The 16,690-nt window shown below is 36.6% G+C and carries 17 protein-coding genes; 11 read left to right on the top strand and 6 right to left on the bottom strand.

Annotation, left to right across the window (positions count from 1 at the left end):
* Position 1: 1 nt before the first annotated feature.
* The gene (locus tag CGC58_RS10700) at positions 2–409 is read right to left on the bottom strand and encodes a hypothetical protein (protein ID WP_095896695.1); all 408 of its coding nucleotides are present in this window, start codon (positions 407–409) and stop codon (positions 2–4) included.
* 151 nt (positions 410–560) lie between these two features.
* Here CGC58_RS10700 and CGC58_RS10705 point away from each other — a divergent pair, with 151 nt between their 5' ends.
* Positions 561–1,355: an IS5 family transposase gene (locus CGC58_RS10705; RefSeq protein ID WP_095894635.1), complete on the top strand. Its 795-nt coding sequence runs from the start codon at positions 561–563 to the stop codon at positions 1,353–1,355.
* 129 nt (positions 1,356–1,484) lie between these two features.
* On the opposite strand, the gene CGC58_RS12745 is transcribed toward CGC58_RS10705, so the two are convergent.
* A complete protein-coding gene (locus tag CGC58_RS12745; RefSeq protein ID WP_157909255.1) occupies positions 1,485–1,652 on the bottom strand; it encodes a hypothetical protein in 168 nt (55 codons plus the stop codon).
* A gap of 30 nt (positions 1,653–1,682) precedes the next feature.
* Between CGC58_RS12745 and CGC58_RS10710 the strand changes: the two genes are divergently transcribed.
* Positions 1,683–2,063 (top strand): VOC family protein, encoded by a 381-nt coding sequence (locus CGC58_RS10710; protein WP_095896696.1) that lies wholly within the window; start codon positions 1,683–1,685, stop codon positions 2,061–2,063.
* Positions 2,064–2,135: 72 nt separating this feature from the next.
* Here CGC58_RS10710 and CGC58_RS10715 read toward each other — a convergent pair whose 3' ends face one another.
* Positions 2,136–3,230 (bottom strand): CapA family protein, encoded by a 1,095-nt coding sequence (locus tag CGC58_RS10715; protein WP_095896697.1) that lies wholly within the window; start codon positions 3,228–3,230, stop codon positions 2,136–2,138.
* Between the two features lie 144 nt (positions 3,231–3,374).
* Between CGC58_RS10715 and CGC58_RS10720 the strand changes: the two genes are divergently transcribed.
* The 3 genes from CGC58_RS10720 to CGC58_RS10730 all read left to right on the top strand — a co-directional run bounded on the left by CGC58_RS10720 (position 3,375) and on the right by CGC58_RS10730 (position 5,099).
* On the top strand, positions 3,375–3,926 hold the full coding sequence (locus tag CGC58_RS10720) for a YeeE/YedE family protein (protein ID WP_095896698.1): 552 nt from the start codon (positions 3,375–3,377) through the stop codon (positions 3,924–3,926).
* A 1-nt stretch (position 3,927) separates the two neighbouring features.
* The gene (locus CGC58_RS10725) at positions 3,928–4,341 is read left to right on the top strand and encodes a DUF6691 family protein (protein ID WP_095896699.1); all 414 of its coding nucleotides are present in this window, start codon (positions 3,928–3,930) and stop codon (positions 4,339–4,341) included.
* A gap of 125 nt (positions 4,342–4,466) precedes the next feature.
* Positions 4,467–5,099, top strand: a complete 633-nt coding sequence (locus tag CGC58_RS10730) for a Crp/Fnr family transcriptional regulator (RefSeq protein ID WP_095896700.1) — start codon at positions 4,467–4,469, stop codon at positions 5,097–5,099.
* A gap of 4 nt (positions 5,100–5,103) precedes the next feature.
* Here CGC58_RS10730 and CGC58_RS10735 read toward each other — a convergent pair whose 3' ends face one another.
* The 3 genes from CGC58_RS10735 to CGC58_RS10745 are packed head-to-tail and all read right to left on the bottom strand — an operon-like array spanning position 5,104 to position 8,094.
* Positions 5,104–5,862, bottom strand: a complete 759-nt coding sequence (locus CGC58_RS10735; RefSeq protein ID WP_095896701.1) for a TIGR03915 family putative DNA repair protein — start codon at positions 5,860–5,862, stop codon at positions 5,104–5,106.
* Positions 5,862–7,121: a putative DNA modification/repair radical SAM protein gene (locus CGC58_RS10740; protein WP_095896702.1), complete on the bottom strand. Its 1,260-nt coding sequence runs from the start codon at positions 7,119–7,121 to the stop codon at positions 5,862–5,864. The genes CGC58_RS10735 and CGC58_RS10740 overlap by 1 nt, the downstream gene beginning before the upstream one ends.
* A gap of 43 nt (positions 7,122–7,164) precedes the next feature.
* Complete coding sequence (locus CGC58_RS10745; RefSeq protein ID WP_095896703.1) at positions 7,165–8,094, bottom strand: TlpA family protein disulfide reductase; 930 nt, start codon at positions 8,092–8,094, stop codon at positions 7,165–7,167.
* A 267-nt stretch (positions 8,095–8,361) separates the two neighbouring features.
* Between CGC58_RS10745 and clpB the strand changes: the two genes are divergently transcribed.
* The 6 genes from clpB (at position 8,362) to CGC58_RS10775 (ending at position 16,684) form a co-directional block, all read left to right on the top strand.
* Positions 8,362–10,947 (top strand): ATP-dependent chaperone ClpB, encoded by a 2,586-nt coding sequence (gene clpB, locus CGC58_RS10750; protein WP_095896704.1) that lies wholly within the window; start codon positions 8,362–8,364, stop codon positions 10,945–10,947.
* A gap of 223 nt (positions 10,948–11,170) precedes the next feature.
* Positions 11,171–12,046 (top strand): succinate--CoA ligase subunit alpha, encoded by an 876-nt coding sequence (gene sucD, locus CGC58_RS10755; RefSeq protein ID WP_095896705.1) that lies wholly within the window; start codon positions 11,171–11,173, stop codon positions 12,044–12,046.
* 110 nt (positions 12,047–12,156) lie between these two features.
* Positions 12,157–13,152: a PLP-dependent cysteine synthase family protein gene (locus CGC58_RS10760; protein ID WP_095897210.1), complete on the top strand. Its 996-nt coding sequence runs from the start codon at positions 12,157–12,159 to the stop codon at positions 13,150–13,152.
* A 442-nt stretch (positions 13,153–13,594) separates the two neighbouring features.
* Positions 13,595–14,293 carry a DUF6261 family protein gene (locus CGC58_RS10765; RefSeq protein WP_095896706.1) on the top strand — a complete coding sequence of 233 codons (699 nt, stop codon included), beginning with the start codon at positions 13,595–13,597 and terminating at the stop codon, positions 14,291–14,293.
* 318 nt (positions 14,294–14,611) lie between these two features.
* Positions 14,612–15,874, top strand: a complete 1,263-nt coding sequence (locus CGC58_RS10770; RefSeq protein ID WP_095896707.1) for an aminotransferase class I/II-fold pyridoxal phosphate-dependent enzyme — start codon at positions 14,612–14,614, stop codon at positions 15,872–15,874.
* Positions 15,875–15,976: 102 nt separating this feature from the next.
* Positions 15,977–16,684 (top strand): polyprenol monophosphomannose synthase, encoded by a 708-nt coding sequence (locus CGC58_RS10775; protein ID WP_095896708.1) that lies wholly within the window; start codon positions 15,977–15,979, stop codon positions 16,682–16,684.
* Positions 16,685–16,690 lie beyond the last annotated feature (6 nt).

Here is a 16,690-nt window from a genome sequence, read left to right on the forward strand (position 1 = left end):
TCTATTTGATTTCTAATTTATCTTCACTTTCCGAATGTGCATTACACACTGTTTTTAGAGTAATTTGTTTACCATCAGTAAGTTTGATGTTAATCTGACTATTGTCATTTGTGTCAATTTCACACCAAATCTTATCAATAATGTTATTTTTAATTCCAAAATCGTTAGTTTTATCAATATAAGTAAAGTTATCGTCTATTTCTATTTCATTTTCTCCCCAATTTTCCCAAAAACCGATGCCAATATCTAAAAAGAATTGATGCCACGAGTGATTTTTTACTTTAAGATAGACCATTACAACATTTTTGCAATGCGAATCATCATATACAGCTACTAATTGCTCTATCTTCTGTCCGTTAAAATCAGAAAATACGAATTCTTGGTTTTGAAAAAGCCTTCCAATCTTCATTTTTTATTTATTTCTTTTTATCTAACGCAAAGATAGATGATAAATTCTATTCTTTACAAAAAACCTGTCTAAACTTTTTAAGAGGAAAATTAAAAGTTCCAAGAATTTTTAGCATTTTTGTTTTGCATAACAAAATGAAAATCAAGGAACTTTGAGCAAAGATATAATAAAAAAATGGATTATTTCCCATTTGAGTATTGGAAAAAGAGGATTTAAAACAAAATTTGATTTATCATTAATTTTTCTTCTGATAGTCAAACGATTAAAAACAGGTTGCCAGTGGAGGGAACTTCCGGTAGAAGTGTATTTTAAAGACCAAAAAATAAGCTATCAAACAGTCTATTATTATTTCAATAAATGGAGTAAAGATGGTAGTTTTAAGCGAATTTGGCTTAATTTGTTGCTTGAGAATCGGAGAAAATTAGATTTATCAAGCGTCCAACTTGATGGTAGTCATACTCGATGTCGAATGGGAGGACAATCTGTTGGTTATCAGTTAAGAAAAAAGTCAAAGACCACGAATTCTATCTTTCTGTGTGATAATTTGGGGCAAATTTTAGCAATGGGTAGTCCAAAATCCGGTAATCATCACGATTTGAATAATATAGACTTTGTTTTAAAAGAGATTTTGAATCTTTTGGAGGAAGCGAAAATAGAGCATAAAGGCTTGTTTGTCAATGCAGATGCAGGTTTTGATAGCCGAGACTTAAAAAGTTTTTTACAGGAAAAAGAAATAATACCTAATATCAAACAAAATCCCAGAAATGGACAAAATGAAAATATTTATTTTGACGAAGAATTATATAAAAATCGGTTTAAAATAGAGAGAAGTTTTGCGTGGCTTGATGGTTTTAAAGGATTGATTATAAGATATGAAACCCTAAATACAACTTGGATGGCTATGTTGTATCTAGGGATTATACTAACATTTATTCGAAAAGTTTAAACAAGTTTAAAGTAAAATATCTACAAAGTATCTACAACTAAATGAAAAATATAGGTATTAGGTAGAATTTTTAAAAGATTTTTAATGCAAAATATAACTCTTCTTTGATGGTTTGTTTGTCGTATTGATTTAGGTTGGATTAACGATATAAAACCCGAAAAACACGGCATAAGGTTCGTACGCCCAGTAACTTTCGCTTCGGGAAAGGCTTGTCAAATGTGGTTTGTAAGAGAAGAAAAAATTTCCAAACCATAACTTTCGTCCCTTTTTTCCTATTTTAGTTTCACTTCTCGCCATAATTTTGCAAAAATTTAAAATTCAGAAAAAATGAAACTTAACGCAGGAATTATCACCGAAAAATTAGCAGAGACCAAAGCCTTTTATACTGAAGTTTTAAACTTTGGCGTAACTTTCGAAAACGATTTTTATCTTTTGCTTCACACTCCCAACCGAGAGGCAGAAATCAGTTTTTTGCTTCCCAACCATCCGAGCCAACAGCCTATTTTTCAGCAACCTTTTCAAAATCAAGGCGTTTATCTGACTATTGAAGTTGAAAATGTAGATGAGGTTTACAAAGAGCTGAAATTCAAAAACATTCCCATTGAAATTGAATTACGAAACGAACCTTGGGGCGACCGTCATTTTGCTATCAAAGACCCAAACGGCATCGGTATAGATATTGTAACTTATTCAGAACCTGATAAATAATATAATAAAATAGAGATACCAAATATGGTATCTCTATTCAAATTAATATATTTATTTATATTCTGATAAATTCTATTTTTCTCTGACTAAAATATTGTTTTTAAATAAGTTTCGTGAATTTTCAATAAAAATATTCATTGATTCGATTGCTTTTTCATCTAAATCTTTGAAGTTTTCAGATTCATATTCCTTACACGGAAGTATCTCAAAAAGATGATGTTTACTGTTGATTTTCTGGGTTTTATTCACCCAAACCAAATGATAACCGTGGTCAATAATTTGAGTTGCTTGCCCGTCCTTGAACAATGTTATTTCCAGCATTGCACCACCATCACAAGGACTTTTTCGCTGATTTGAAACAAAATTTCCTAAAGAATATACCACCAAACGTTCGTTATGCAAACCTGTCATCGGGGTGTAATACATCGGTTGTAAAACGTGCGGATGCCCTCCAATGATTATATCAACCCCGTTAGAAAACAAAAAATCCGCAATTTCTTCCTGCTTTTTATTCTGTTTTTGCTGATATTCCACTCCCCAATGAATTACCACGATTAGCTTATCAAGGTTCTTCTCTTTTGCCTTTTGTAAATCTAATTTAATCTTCTCTAAATCAATCAAATTCACTATAGTAGGTTCAGGAATAGGCAAGCCATTTGTGCCATACGTATAATTCAAAATCCCGATAGTTATCCCATTTTTTGACAAAATTAGAAGATTATTTTCATCAAAATCTTCTTGATTTCGGAAAGTTCCCGTGTGAGCTATTTCAAGTGAATCCAAAACATCTAAAGTTCTGATTATTCCATCTTTACCTCTGTCGCAAGAATGGTTATTTGCTGTAACAAATGCATCAATTCCGCTTTCTTTGCAAGCAACTGCCAAGGCGTCGGGCGATGAAAATTGCGGATATCCTTTGTAAGGTTTTCCTGCCAGAGTTACCTCCAAATTAGCAATCGCAAAATCAACTTTCTCAAATAAATGCTTCACTTTTTCAAAAACAGGCTGATAATCATAGGTTTTTGTTTCAGAATTATATGCTCCGTCAATTTGCGGACTGTGCCCCATCACATCTCCCATAAACAAAAGAGACATCGTATTGCCTGATTGCTGAGCATTTGTTTTGAAAACAAAAGTTAATAGCAGTAAAAAAAATATTTTCCTCATTGCAGATTTTTTTCGCAAAAATAGAAAAATATTCAACAATTAAGCATTTCATTCCACCCGTCCTACTCTATGTAACTTTTGTTACAGAATCATTGTTTATGATATATTACTTTTGCCGCCGATTAAAATACAAAATACTCTTTTATGGAATGGATTACGCAGCCTTGGCCGTGGTACGTGGGCGGACCTTTAGTTGGCTTACTAATGATTTTACTCATTTTACTGGGAAAAAGTTTCGGATTTTCTTCTAATTTCAGAACGCTTTGCTCGGCAATGGGAGCAGGCAAATCGTGTAGTTTCTTCAATTTCGATTGGAAATCTCAACGATGGAATTTATTATTTCTTGTAGGTTCAATTTTAGGAGGAACAATCGCTTTTCACTTCCTTTCTGATAATCAAGTTCCTGCAATTTCCGAAGAAACTATCGTAGAACTCAAGCAACTTGGTTTTGAAAGTGCAGGCACAATGTACTCACCTTCAGAGCTTTTCAATGATTTGTCCGTAAAAAATATATTGATTCTGCTTATTGGCGGTTTACTTATTGGTTTTGGAACGCGTTATGCCGGAGGTTGTACATCAGGGCACGCTATTTCAGGACTTAGCGACCTGCAACTTGGTTCTTTAATTGCTGTAATAGGCTTCTTTATCGGAGGGCTTATAATGTCTCATTTGTTGTTACCTTTAATATTTGGATAAAATGAAAAATCTGGTTTACATACTTTTAGGAATTGTTTTTGGCATCGTGATGTACAAAACTGAAACTGCTTCTTGGTTCAGAATTTATGAAATGTTTCACTTTCAATCATTTCATATGTACGGATTTATCGGAGGAGCTTTAGCTGTTGGAGTATTGGGAATTCAATACATAAAACGAACAAACGAAAAAGATTTTGACGGCAAACCTATTGTTATTCAGCCTAAAGAAAGAAAAATTGCTCGTTATTTAATTGGTGGAACTTTCTTCGGGTTAGGTTGGGCGTTAGTCGGAGCTTGTCCGGGACCAATGTTCGTATTGTTAGGAGCTGGTGTTTGGTCAATTTTGATTGCTATCGTGGGTGCCTTGATTGGAACGTATCTGTACGGAGTTTTAAAAGATAAATTACCTCATTAATTGTTACATTTTCAAGATAATATCGTAAATTTGCACAAGCAGATTTTTCTGTATTTATCTTATAAATTTTCCTTGTTGATAAGTTCAGAAAATCAGAATAAATTATTGACTAAAACAGTAACGAAATGACTTACAGAGAATTAGTCACAGAAGCTTATAATCATACCTTTGAAAAGGAATTAATTTCTGAAATAGTTGATGTCGCTCACTTTGTGGAATTTAAGGAAGACGATGTTATAATGGATATCGGGATGTACATCAAGGCGGTACCTTTAATCTTATGCGGAACCATCAAAGTTATGCGAAGAGATTTTGATATCGGTGAGTTATTGCTCTACTTTGTTGAAAAAGGCAACACTTGTGCTATGACTTTGGGTTGTAGCACAGGAAACAAAAAAAGTGAAATCAGAGCCATTGCCGAAACAGACGGGATTGTGGCTATGATTCCCGTTCAAAAAATGGAAGAATGGTCGGGGAAATACAGAAGTTGGCGAGCGTTTGTTTTTGAAAGTTACAACAATCGTTTTGAAGAGCTGCTTTCCGCCATAGATAACATTGCGTTTATGAATATGAATGAACGCTTGTACAACTATCTTACAGAACGAAGTAAAATTGAAAATTCAAAAATCATTAACAAAACACACCAAGAGATTGCAGGAGAGTTAAATAGCTCACGTGTTGTCATCTCCCGATTGTTGAAAGTTCTTGAAAAAGAACAAAAAATAAAACTCAACAGAAACAGCATTGAGCTTTTATAGAAAATTATTTCTTTTCTGTGAGATACTTCCAATATCTTTTGGGTAAATGCTGAAGATGAAGTTTGGTGTTTTTTCGCTCTTGGATGTTTGTACTGTTGAAATAATTCTTCCAAAGTAGTTCAAAATTATGTTCCTTTTCGTGCAAAAGATGTGAAGGATTATGAAGATTCTTTTTCATCTGATAATCAGGCACAAAGAAATCAATCTGTTCCAAATCATAATGAACTCCGTACGCTCTTCGAAGGTCATAAATCATCCATTTTTGGCTGGCATATCGGCTTTTAAAATGTGGAACGATAAGAGGCAAAACATCAAAATCAGGCTCAATGTGGGCATAAAACGAGGAATCCTGAAGTTGCTGAAAACGCACGAAGGCTTCCATACGATGTTTCTCTCTTTTTACGGATTTTATTATTTTGGAAATCTGCATCATATAATTATCAGCAAAATTCTGGAAAATATTTCTCTTTTCCTGAACGAGATATTTTACCGCATACAAAATCAATTTTTCTCGGGCTTCATTTTCTGACAGAAAAACCAAAAGTAACATTTTTACAGACTTTCTGTCAGCATATTTTTCAATTCCTTTTACGACGCGTTCCGCCTTTTCCGAATTGGTAATAACGAAATGTTTTTCGGCAAACAAATGAGCCGTAACAAACTGATTTGATGTAATATCAACATCATCATATTTGTATTCAAACACCTCAAAAACAGCAGTAAGCAATCCTTCAAAACTGCCGTCATAAATCATTTGTACCATCAGAATAAACTCAATTGTTGCGAAAAATCCTTTTTATATTTTGATTGAGAGTTTTTCAGAATAATTTGACGCAAATACACTGTATCTAAATGTTTTAAGAAAGGATTAGACACCGAAAAATCAATAAAAAACTTGGCTCTGTTAACAGCCACTCCCATCTTCTTAAGATGCTCTATTCCAATAGTTTGAAATCTTCGTGCATTTACAATTTTTCTGGCTGAAATTTGCCCTATTCCGGGTACTCTCAAAATCATTTCTAAAGGTGCTATTTGTAAATTCACCGGGAATTTATCTATATTCCTCAATGCCCAAGCCAATTTCGGGTCAATTTCTAAATCTAAAAAAGGATTGTTAGGCTCAAGAATTTCTTGTGCCTGAAATCCGTAAAAACGCATCAACCAATCGGCTTGATACAATCGATTTTCCCGAACCATAGGCACGGGTGTGGAAAGAGCCGGAAGCCTATTATCCTCAGTTATTGGCACATAGCCAGAGTAATAAACTCGCTTCAAATTAAATTTTTTATAAAAGTAATCGGCACTTCTTATAATCTGAATATCAGTCTCTCCGGCTGCTCCGATTATGAATTGACTGCTTTGCCCTGCAGGAGCATATTTCGGGGTGGATTTGATGATTTTCTTTTCGACTTTATGCCTAATAATCTCATTTTTAACATAATCCATTGGTTTCATCATTTCCTGATGATTTTTTTCGGGAGCAAGAAGTTTCAATCCTGAAACGGTAGGAATTTCAAGATTTATACTCAATCTATCTGCGTACAAACCAGCCTCAAGAAGCAATTCTTCGGAAGCTCCCGGAATGGTTTTCAGGTGTATGTATCCGTTAAATTTGTGTGTTAATCTGAGTTCTTTCGCTATACGAACCAAGCGTTCCATTGTGTAATCAGGACTTTTAAAAACGCCCGAACTTAAGAACAATCCTTCAATATAATTTCTTTTGTAGAAATTAATCGTCAAATTCACGACCTCTTCAACCGTGAAAGCAGCCCGCTTAATATTGTTACTTTTTCTGGAAACACAGTAAATGCAATCGTAAATACAATGATTTGTAAGCAAAATTTTTAATAAAGAAACGCATCTTCCGTCTTCCGTATAAGTATGGCAAATCCCTGAAAAAGAAGAATTTCCCAATCCTCCTTTACTGTTTTTTCTGTTTCCTCCGCTGGAAGAACAAGAAACGTCATATTTCGCAGCATCGGCTAATATGGAAAGTTTTTCGTTGATTCGGTCAAAATTCATAGATATTTTTTCAATTTTATTATTTTAGGATTTTAATTGTTTGCTACTCTTTAAAATATTTCACCGTAGTTTTTACGTAATTTTCCAATTTTTCAGGATTTTTAAGCATTTCTAACTGATTTTCAGTAATTTTCGAAGGACGGCTAAAACTTTTATAGTATCCATCTTTGCTTATCACAATATTATGAGGAATTCCCGCTATTTGGAAAGTTTCCCTCGTTTGCCTATCATTGGTTGAATTCAATTGAATTCCCGCAGGATTTTTTTCTGATACATATTTTTCCCACGCAGAACGATTGGCATCCAAAGAAATATCAATAAAAATAAGATTTTCATTATTTTTGAACATTTCCTTAATTTCTTCCAACTTTGGTTTTTCAGCCATACAAGGTCCACACCAAGTAGCCCAAAAAGTAACATATATGTTTTTACCTTCAAAATCAGAAAGTTGCACTTCTTTTCCTTTTATATTTTTGAACATATATTGAGGTAATTTTATTGGAGATGATTCTCTGAAATCCCACAATACATTAACATTGTGCAAATTTCCCATTTCATCAACAGAAAATCCTTTCTTCCTGATTATCAATGGTTGTGAAAACAGAAAATATCCAAAAATCCCGAATAAAGAAATCAAAAACAAAGAACGTATTTTTATTGAAATTTCTTTTCGAGAAAGTAACAAAGCCAGTACAGCACACAAAATCAGCACAAAAACAAACGGAATATAAAAAAATCGCAACGGAACAAACGCAAAAAGCCCCACAAGCAAAAGGAGCAAAGCAGGCAATTTGGTTTTCCGGTTAATGCGAGCAGCAAAATAAAATCCCACACAAGTCATCAGTATAGGAATCCACTTCAAGGTTCTTATTTGATGTATCTGTAAAAATCTTGCCAGCATAAATATTCCCCCGAAAATTGCTACACAAACTAATATTCCCAACGCCAGCCTACGAAAATCTTCTACTTTCATAACGATATTATATATTTAGCAAAGATAATATAACATATTATTATCACAAAATAAAAGCTTTCAACTGACAAAAAGTCATTTTCAATTAAATTTACACAAATGAATAAAAATCAAATAAATAATTACATTTTAGAAGCTTATACGGGAAAAAAGAAATTTCTCCATCAAATACCCAGTAAAAAAGAAAGACAAAATGTCACATAATTCACATCGGCATAAAACTTGACTATTTGTATGCAGAAACACACAAAAATTAATTTTAAAACTATGAATTTTAACAATTATACTATCAAATCGCAAGAAGCTGTACAAAGGGCACAACAAATCGCTCAAGGGTATCAGCATCAAGAGTTGCAAAACGAGCACTTTTTCAAAGCCATCGAAGAAGTTGACGAAAACGTTTTGCCTTTCTTACTTAAAAAACTGAATATCAATAGAGAACAGTTGAGCATTACTTTGGAAAAAGCACTGCAAAGTTTTCCAAAAGTCAGTGGCGGACAAATGTCGCTTTCACGCGAATCAAACACAATGCTCAACGAGGCGGCTAACATCGCCAAAAAGATGAATGATGAATATGTTTCTATTGAGCATCTAATTTTGGCTATTTTTAAGTCAAACAGCAAAATAGGACAAGCTCTTAAAGACCAAGGGGTTAAGGAAAAAGACATTGAAAAAGCCATTCAGGAACTGCGTAAAGGCGGACGAGTAACTTCGGCTTCGGCAGAAGAAACTTACAATTCACTCAACAAATACGCTAAAAATCTGAATCAAATGGCTGATAGCGGGAAACTTGACCCTGTTATCGGGCGTGATGAGGAAATCCGTCGTGTATTGCAAATTCTTTCGCGAAGAACCAAAAATAACCCAATGCTTGTGGGTGAACCCGGAGTGGGAAAAACTGCCATCGCCGAAGGATTAGCGCATCGTATTGTGCAAGGAGATGTGCCTGAAAATCTGAAAGATAAAGTCATTTACTCTTTGGATATGGGAGCCCTCATTGCCGGAGCAAAATACAAAGGAGAATTTGAAGAACGGCTTAAATCTGTGGTGAAAGAAGTAACTTCTTCCGACGGAAATATCATCCTTTTCATCGATGAGATTCATACGCTCGTGGGTGCCGGTGGTGGCGAAGGTGCAATGGATGCCGCAAACATCCTCAAACCTGCTTTGGCTCGGGGTGAATTGCGTGCCATCGGGGCAACTACGCTCGACGAATATCAAAAATATTTCGAAAAAGACAAAGCCTTAGAGCGTCGTTTTCAGAAAGTTATGGTAGAAGAACCCGATACAGAAAGTGCTATTTCTATCCTTCGAGGAATTAAAGAAAAGTACGAAACACATCACAAAGTGCGTATCAAAGACGAAGCAATTATCGCCGCTGTGGAGCTTTCCGAACGTTACATCACCAATCGTTTTTTACCCGATAAAGCCATCGACTTAATGGACGAAGCCGCTGCAAAATTGCGAATGGAAATCAATTCGAAACCCGAAGAATTGGACGTTCTCGACCGAAAAATAATGCAGTTGGAAATTGAAATTGAAGCCATTAAGCGTGAAAATGACGAGGAAAAACTCAAAATTCTTTACGCCGATGTAGCCAATTTGAAGGAAGAACGTAACGCTATTTTCGCCAAATGGCAAAGTGAAAAAAATGTTATCGATGAGGTACAAATCACCAAAGAAGCCATCGAAAATTACAAATTGGAAGCCGAAAAAGCTGAACGCGAAGGCGATTATGCCAAAGTAGCCGAACTTCGTTACGGAAAAATCAAAGAAGCTCAAGACAAATTGGTACTTCTTCAAGAAAAATTAGACGAAGCACAAGGCAATTCACTTATAAAAGAGGAAGTTACATCGGAAAATATCGCTGAAGTAGTTGCTAAATGGACAGGAATTCCTGTAACGAAAATGTTACAAGGCGAACGCGAAAAATTACTGAAATTAGAGAGTGAATTACACAAACGTGTAGTAGGACAAGAGGAAGCTATCGAAGCCATTTCCGATGCTATCCGCCGAAGCAAAGCAGGTTTACAAGACCCTAAAAAGCCTATCGGTTCGTTTCTTTTCTTGGGTACAACGGGAGTCGGAAAAACTGAACTTGCCAAAGCTCTTGCCGAGTATCTGTTTGACGATGAGAATGCTATGACGCGTATTGATATGAGTGAATATCAAGAACGCCACGCTGTAAGTCGATTGGTAGGAGCTCCTCCGGGGTATGTGGGCTATGACGAAGGTGGGCAACTTACCGAAGCCGTTCGCCGAAGACCTTATTCAGTAATTTTGTTGGATGAAATCGAAAAGGCTCACCCTGATACGTTCAACATTCTGTTGCAAGTTTTGGACGAAGGTCGCCTAACGGACAACAAAGGACGCACCGCCGATTTCAAAAATACCATCATCATTATGACGTCCAACATTGGTAGCCATTTGATTCAGGAAAGTTTTGAAAAATATGCCAGCGACCTTGAAAAAGCTACAGAAGTTGCTAAAGATGATGTATTACAGATATTGAAGCAAACCGTTCGTCCTGAGTTCATTAACCGAATTGATGATATTGTGATGTTTACGCCACTCACTCGTGAAAATATCCGAAGCATTGTACGCTTGCAGCTGCGTTCTATCATCAAAATGGTGGCTCGTGAAAATATTTTGCTCGACGCTACCGATCAGGCGATTGATTATTTAGCAGAAAAAGGCTTTGACCCTCAATTTGGAGCTCGTCCCGTAAAACGAACACTTCAAAAAGAAGTCCTAAACCGACTTTCAAAAGAAATTTTGAGTGGTAACGTACACAAAGACAGCGTTATACTATTAGACTCTTTTGATAACCAATTGGTTTTCAGGAATAACTAAAATTATTAAACATAATTAAGTCAGAAACAAAACTTTGCTAAGGGATATCTTAGCAAAGTTTTTACGTTTACGCTTCAAATTATTTTTACTCATAATTCTCTGTTTTTAGGAAATTTACAAATTGAAATTAATATCATTTTTTTATCTTTCAATATCTATTTAAAAATAATTTTGAAATTTCAATAAAAAACTATAGCTTTGCTGAATACTTAAACCATAAGATATGAGCGTACTAGTTAACAAAAATTCAAAAATAATTGTACAAGGTTTTACAGGAAGTGAAGGAACTTTTCACGCAGAACAAATGATTGAATATGGCACGAACGTAGTTGGTGGCATCACCCCGGGAAAAGGTGGTCAGACTCATTTGGGAAAACCTGTTTTTAATACTGTAAAAGAAGCTGTTAAAGAAACCGGAGCCGATGTTTCTATTATTTTCGTTCCACCAGCCTTTGCTGCTGATGCCATTATGGAGGCAGCCGATGCCGGAATCAAAGTAATTATCACTATCACAGAGGGAATTCCTGTGGCAGATATGATTAAGGTGGCAAATTATATCAAAGGAAGAGATTGCCGTTTGGTAGGACCTAATTGCCCCGGAGTTATCACCCCGGAAGAAGCCAAAGTGGGAATTATGCCAGGATTTATCTTCAAGAAAGGAAAAGTAGGAATCGTTTCAAAATCAGGAACTTTAACTTATGAAGCTGCCGACCAAATTGTACGCCAAGGATTGGGAATCACTACAGCTATCGGAATTGGAGGCGACCCAATTATCGGGACAACTACTAAAGAAGCCGTTGAACTTCTGATGAACGACCCTGAAACAGAATGTATTGTGATGATTGGAGAAATCGGTGGGCAATTAGAGCCTGAAGCTGCCCGCTGGATTAAAGCCAACGGAAATAAAAAACCTGTTGTGGGATTCATCGCAGGAGAAACCGCTCCGAAAGGAAGAACAATGGGACACGCAGGAGCCATCGTAGGAGGAGCCGACGACACCGCCGAAGCAAAAAAACGCATCTTGAAAGAATGTGGCATTCACGTAGTTGATTCTCCCGCGAAAATTGGAGAAAAAGTGGCAGAAGTCATTAAAAAATAATTCCTTAAAATATATGCAAAAGCAGAATTCAATATAAAGAGTTTCTGCTTTTGTTTTTTATTCCAATCCATAAAAGCTTTAAATCAGACACATATTTATAAAAAATGCAAATGGATAAAATGCAATATTACAATAACGTATTGGAACTGATGGGAAATACTCCTTTGGTTTCTCTGGAAAAAATTACAAAAAACTTAAAAGGGCGTTACTTTGCCAAAGTAGAAGCCTTCAATCCGGGGCATTCGGCAAAAGACCGAATCGCTCTTTATTTAATTGACGAAGCCGAGCGTACCGGAAAGTTAAAACCCGGCGGAACAATCGTTGAAAACACCTCTGGCAACACAGGATTTAGTCTCGCTATGATTAGTGCCATCAGAGGATATCGCTGTATCTTGGCAATCAGTGATAAATCTTCTCAAGATAAAATAGATATGCTCAGGGCGATGGGTGCTGAAGTGCACGTTTGTCCTGCGAGCGTTCCGGCTGATGACCCTCGCTCTTATTACAAAACCGCCGAACGCCTACACAATGAAACTCCTAATTCCATTTATATTAATCAGTACTTCAATGAGAAGAATATTGACGCTCACTATTACTCCACAGGAAGAGAAATTTGGGAACAAACTGCAGGCAAGGTAACACACGTGGTAGTTTGTAGCGGAACAGGTGGAACTATCTCAGGAATAGGACGTTACCTGAAAGAAAAAAATCCGAATATAAAAGTTTTAGGCGTTGATGCCGAAGGTTCAGCCATCAAAAAGTATCACGAAACCCGAGAGTTTGACCCCAATGAACTACATTCATACCAAGTGGAAGGATTGGGCAAGAATCTTATCCCAACTGCAACCGATTTCGATATTATTGATGAATTCGTTAAAGTAAACGACAAAGAAAGTGCTTTGGCTGCTCGTAAAATCACCACTGAAACGGGAATTTTCTGTGGATATACCAGCGGCTCGGCATTTGTTGCAACAGAAAAATATGCTCAAAAGGGAACTTTTGACGAAAACAGCGTAGTGGTAATTCTTTTCCCTGACCACGGCTCGCGTTATATGAGCAAAATTTACAGCGACAAATGGATGAAAGCACAAGGTTTTTTGGAATAATCCTTATAACCGAATCGGGCTTTTAGCATATTTTCAAAAATAAGGAAATCACAAGGAGATTCTCGTAAAATCTCTTTCAAAACAGATAAAAAGCAATTCATAACAAAGCATTTTTATCAATATACTTCCTATTAAGAAGTAAAATCAATAAATTTCTAAACAGAAATTGGTTGTCAGCAAACAAGAACAATGAATTTCTGTTTAGAAATTGACTAAAAAGAAAGCAAAACACCGAATTTCTGTTTAAGAATTGGTTGTTAAGAAACAGAAACAATAAATTTCCGTTCGGGAATTGACTAAAAAGAGAGCAAAACACCGAATTTCTGTTTAGAAATTTGCCATCAACAAACAGGAACAATAAATTTCTGTTTAGAAATTGATAAAAATAACAAGCTGTCAATTTCTGTTTGAAAACGTAACACTAACATTAAATTATACCATTATGAAAAAAGTAATTACATCTGCTCGTGTTACCGAACTTGGCGATATTGCCAACCGATTGTCAGAGCTTTACAAAAAAACAACCGCCTTACAAGATGACAATTTCCTTTCCACCCACTTTTCCGAACTGGAAAAGCAAGGCAAAGCCATTACCGCTGCTGTAAAACGCGATAGTGTGCTTTCAAAATTGAAAGAAATTGATTCACGACGTGATGATGCCGTTCGGGTACTCTCGAAACTGCTTACGGGATATGAAAACATTCCCGAACAAACGCTCAAACCACACGGAGAGAGGCTTGCTGCTATTTTCAAAAAGTATGGTGTAGGAATCACGGACGAAAATTATTCAAGCGAATCGAACCTCATTGAATCATTATTGGCAGATTTTGCAACGGAAGAAGCAGTTGCCTCCGTGTCAGCACTTGCGGGCGTTTCGCAAGCTCTCGATAACCTGAGAAAGGAGCAAAATGTGTTTGCCGAAGCCCGTGCCGAGTACGAAAAAGCACGCTCCGAGTGGGAAAATCAGCCTACGGCAACTTCCCTGCGTAAGCCCCTGCTGGAAATTGTCAATAAAAAGATTATCCCCTATCTGATTGCGATGCAAATTGCGGACAATTCCAAATACGGGAGTTTTATTTCGGCTGCTTCAAAAATCATCGAGAGTGTCAATGACGTAATACGAGGAAGAGGCAAGAAATAACGGCAGGCAATCCGGAAAAAATCATAACGGAAATAACGTTTTACCACATTGCGGAATGTACTTTGCGTAAAGGTATTTTTCCCGAGGGACGGCTCGTGCGTAAAAGTGAAAACGATGACAACGGAAATACGCTAAAACATTGTAATCAAACATAAAGGATTCGGAGTTTTTGGTACGGTTCATTGAGTTAGCAGACAGAAATTACAATATTTGCTCTCCCACCGATGAATTTTGAGCCGGGCAATCCTGAAAAATCCAAAAAATGCACGTATCTTTGTGCCTCAAAAAAGGAGTTATTATTAAAGAAACAAAATAAAGATGAAAGATTTATTTGACAGAATAAAAAACGACAAAGGAAATATCGGACGTTGGGCTTCACACGCCGAAGGATACTATGTTTTCCCAAAATTGGAAGGCGAACTGGGACCCAGAATGCAATTTCAGGGGAAAGAAATCCTCAATTGGAGCATTAACGACTATCTGGGGTTGGCAAATCACCCTGAAATCCGTAAAGTAGATGCCGAAGCAGCAGCCGAATACGGAGCCGCCTACCCAATGGGAGCAAGAATGATGAGCGGACACACCTCAATGCACGAGCAGTTGGAACGCAATCTTGCCGAATTCACTCACAAAGAAGCCGCTTACTTGCTGAATTTCGGTTATCAAGGAATGGTTTCCATCATTGATGCATTGGTGACCAAAAATGACGTGATTGTTTACGATGTGGATTCGCACGGATGTATTATCGACGGGGTTCGTTTGCACTTCGGGAAGCGTTTTACTTACAAACACAATGATGTAGAGAGTTTTGCTAAAAATATCGAGCGTGCCAAAAAATTGGCAGACACCACGGGAGGCGGTATTTTGGTAATCACCGAAGGAGTTTTCGGGATGCGTGGACAACAAGGAAAACTCAAAGAAATTCTTTCATATAAAGAAAAATACGGTTTCCGTATTTTGGTGGACGATGCCCACGGCTTCGGAACGCTCGGAAAAACAGGAGCCGGAGCCGGTGAAGAACAAGGTGTTCAAGACCAAATCGACTTATATTTCTCTACTTTTGCCAAATCAATGGCAGGAATTGGGGCGTTTGTTTCGGGAGATAAAGAAATCATTGACTACTTGAAGTACAATTTGCGTTCGCAGATGTTCGCCAAATCCCTACCGATGATTTATGTAAAAGGAGCTTTAAAACGTTTGGAGATGCTTCGCACGATGCCCGAACTGAAACAGAAACTATGGGACAATGTAAATGCTCTGCAAAACGGACTCAAATCACGCGGATTCAACATTGGTGATACCAACACTTGCGTAACGCCTGTTTTCTTGGAAGGAAGCATTCCTGAGGCGATGGCGATGGTGAATGATTTACGTGAAAATTATCGTATTTTCCTATCAATTGTGGTGTATCCGGTAATCCCGAAAGGAATGATTCTTTTGAGAATGATTCCAACTGCTTCACATACAATGAAGGACATCGAGGAAACTCTGGAAGCTTTCTCTGCCATCCGAAGCAAACTCGAAAGTGGTGTATATCGCCAGCAAAACGCAGCTTTAGCCGAGCAAATGGGGCATATGTAATACAAGCATAAAAATTAAATTTACAAAATAAAAAAACTTTGCCAAGTTATAAGAAACTTCGGCAAAGTTTTTGTTACAACGAAATTCCATATCAAAAAATAAATGCTTGTAATTATTCCCACATATAACGAAATTGAAAATATTGAAGCCATTATCAGAGCTGTTTTTGAGCAATCTGAAAAGTTTCATATTTTAATCGTAGATGATAATTCTCCCGACAAAACAGCCGAAAAAGTACGAGAATTACAGCAAATATTTCCTGAAAAGTTATTTTTGGAAGTCCGAATCGAGAAAAAAGGCTTAGGAACGGCATATATTCACGGATTTAAGTGGGCTTTACAGCATAATTACGATTATATTTTTGAAATGGATGCCGATTTCTCGCACAATCCCGCTGATTTATTACGTTTATACAAAGAATGTGCTGAAAACGGAAGTGATATGGCTATCGGTTCGCGTTATGTAAAGGGAGTAAATGTTGTAAATTGGCCTTTACAACGCATTTTGCTTTCTTACGGAGCTTCTTTATACGTAAAAATCATCACAGGAATGAAAATTCACGACCCCACCGCTGGTTTTATCTGCTATTCCCGAAAAGTAATTGAAGCCATTGAACTTGACAAAGTTGAATTCGTGGGTTATGCTTTCCAAATTGAGATGAAATACAAAGCTCATCTTAAAAGATTTAAAATCACGGAAGTACCAATCATTTTTACCGACAGAGCAAAAGGAAAATCGAAGATGAACGGAAGCATCATTAAAGAAGCTATTTGGGGTGTGATAGCTATGAAATTGCGAAATATTTTTTAAATTTGC

The organism is Capnocytophaga stomatis (genome assembly GCF_002302635.1).
Classification (GTDB): domain Bacteria; phylum Bacteroidota; class Bacteroidia; order Flavobacteriales; family Flavobacteriaceae; genus Capnocytophaga; species Capnocytophaga stomatis.

Coding starts and splice junctions, on each gene's coding strand:
- CGC58_RS10715 (WP_095896697.1), bottom strand. CDS start 3,230: ATGAGGAAAATATTTTTTTTACTGCTATTAACTTTTGTTTTCAAAACA.
- CGC58_RS10730 (WP_095896700.1), top strand. CDS start 4,467: ATGACTTACAGAGAATTAGTCACAGAAGCTTATAATCATACCTTTGAA.
- CGC58_RS12745 (WP_157909255.1), bottom strand. CDS start 1,652: ATGGCGAGAAGTGAAACTAAAATAGGAAAAAAGGGACGAAAGTTATGG.
- CGC58_RS10720 (WP_095896698.1), top strand. CDS start 3,375: ATGGAATGGATTACGCAGCCTTGGCCGTGGTACGTGGGCGGACCTTTA.
- CGC58_RS10745 (WP_095896703.1), bottom strand. CDS start 8,094: ATGAAAGTAGAAGATTTTCGTAGGCTGGCGTTGGGAATATTAGTTTGT.
- CGC58_RS10700 (WP_095896695.1), bottom strand. CDS start 409: ATGAAGATTGGAAGGCTTTTTCAAAACCAAGAATTCGTATTTTCTGAT.
- CGC58_RS10725 (WP_095896699.1), top strand. CDS start 3,928: ATGAAAAATCTGGTTTACATACTTTTAGGAATTGTTTTTGGCATCGTG.
- CGC58_RS10740 (WP_095896702.1), bottom strand. CDS start 7,121: ATGAATTTTGACCGAATCAACGAAAAACTTTCCATATTAGCCGATGCT.
- CGC58_RS10765 (WP_095896706.1), top strand. CDS start 13,595: ATGAAAAAAGTAATTACATCTGCTCGTGTTACCGAACTTGGCGATATT.
- CGC58_RS10775 (WP_095896708.1), top strand. CDS start 15,977: ATGCTTGTAATTATTCCCACATATAACGAAATTGAAAATATTGAAGCC.
- CGC58_RS10710 (WP_095896696.1), top strand. CDS start 1,683: ATGAAACTTAACGCAGGAATTATCACCGAAAAATTAGCAGAGACCAAA.
- sucD (WP_095896705.1), top strand. CDS start 11,171: ATGAGCGTACTAGTTAACAAAAATTCAAAAATAATTGTACAAGGTTTT.
- clpB (WP_095896704.1), top strand. CDS start 8,362: ATGAATTTTAACAATTATACTATCAAATCGCAAGAAGCTGTACAAAGG.
- CGC58_RS10735 (WP_095896701.1), bottom strand. CDS start 5,862: ATGGTACAAATGATTTATGACGGCAGTTTTGAAGGATTGCTTACTGCT.
- CGC58_RS10770 (WP_095896707.1), top strand. CDS start 14,612: ATGAAAGATTTATTTGACAGAATAAAAAACGACAAAGGAAATATCGGA.
- CGC58_RS10760 (WP_095897210.1), top strand. CDS start 12,157: ATGGATAAAATGCAATATTACAATAACGTATTGGAACTGATGGGAAAT.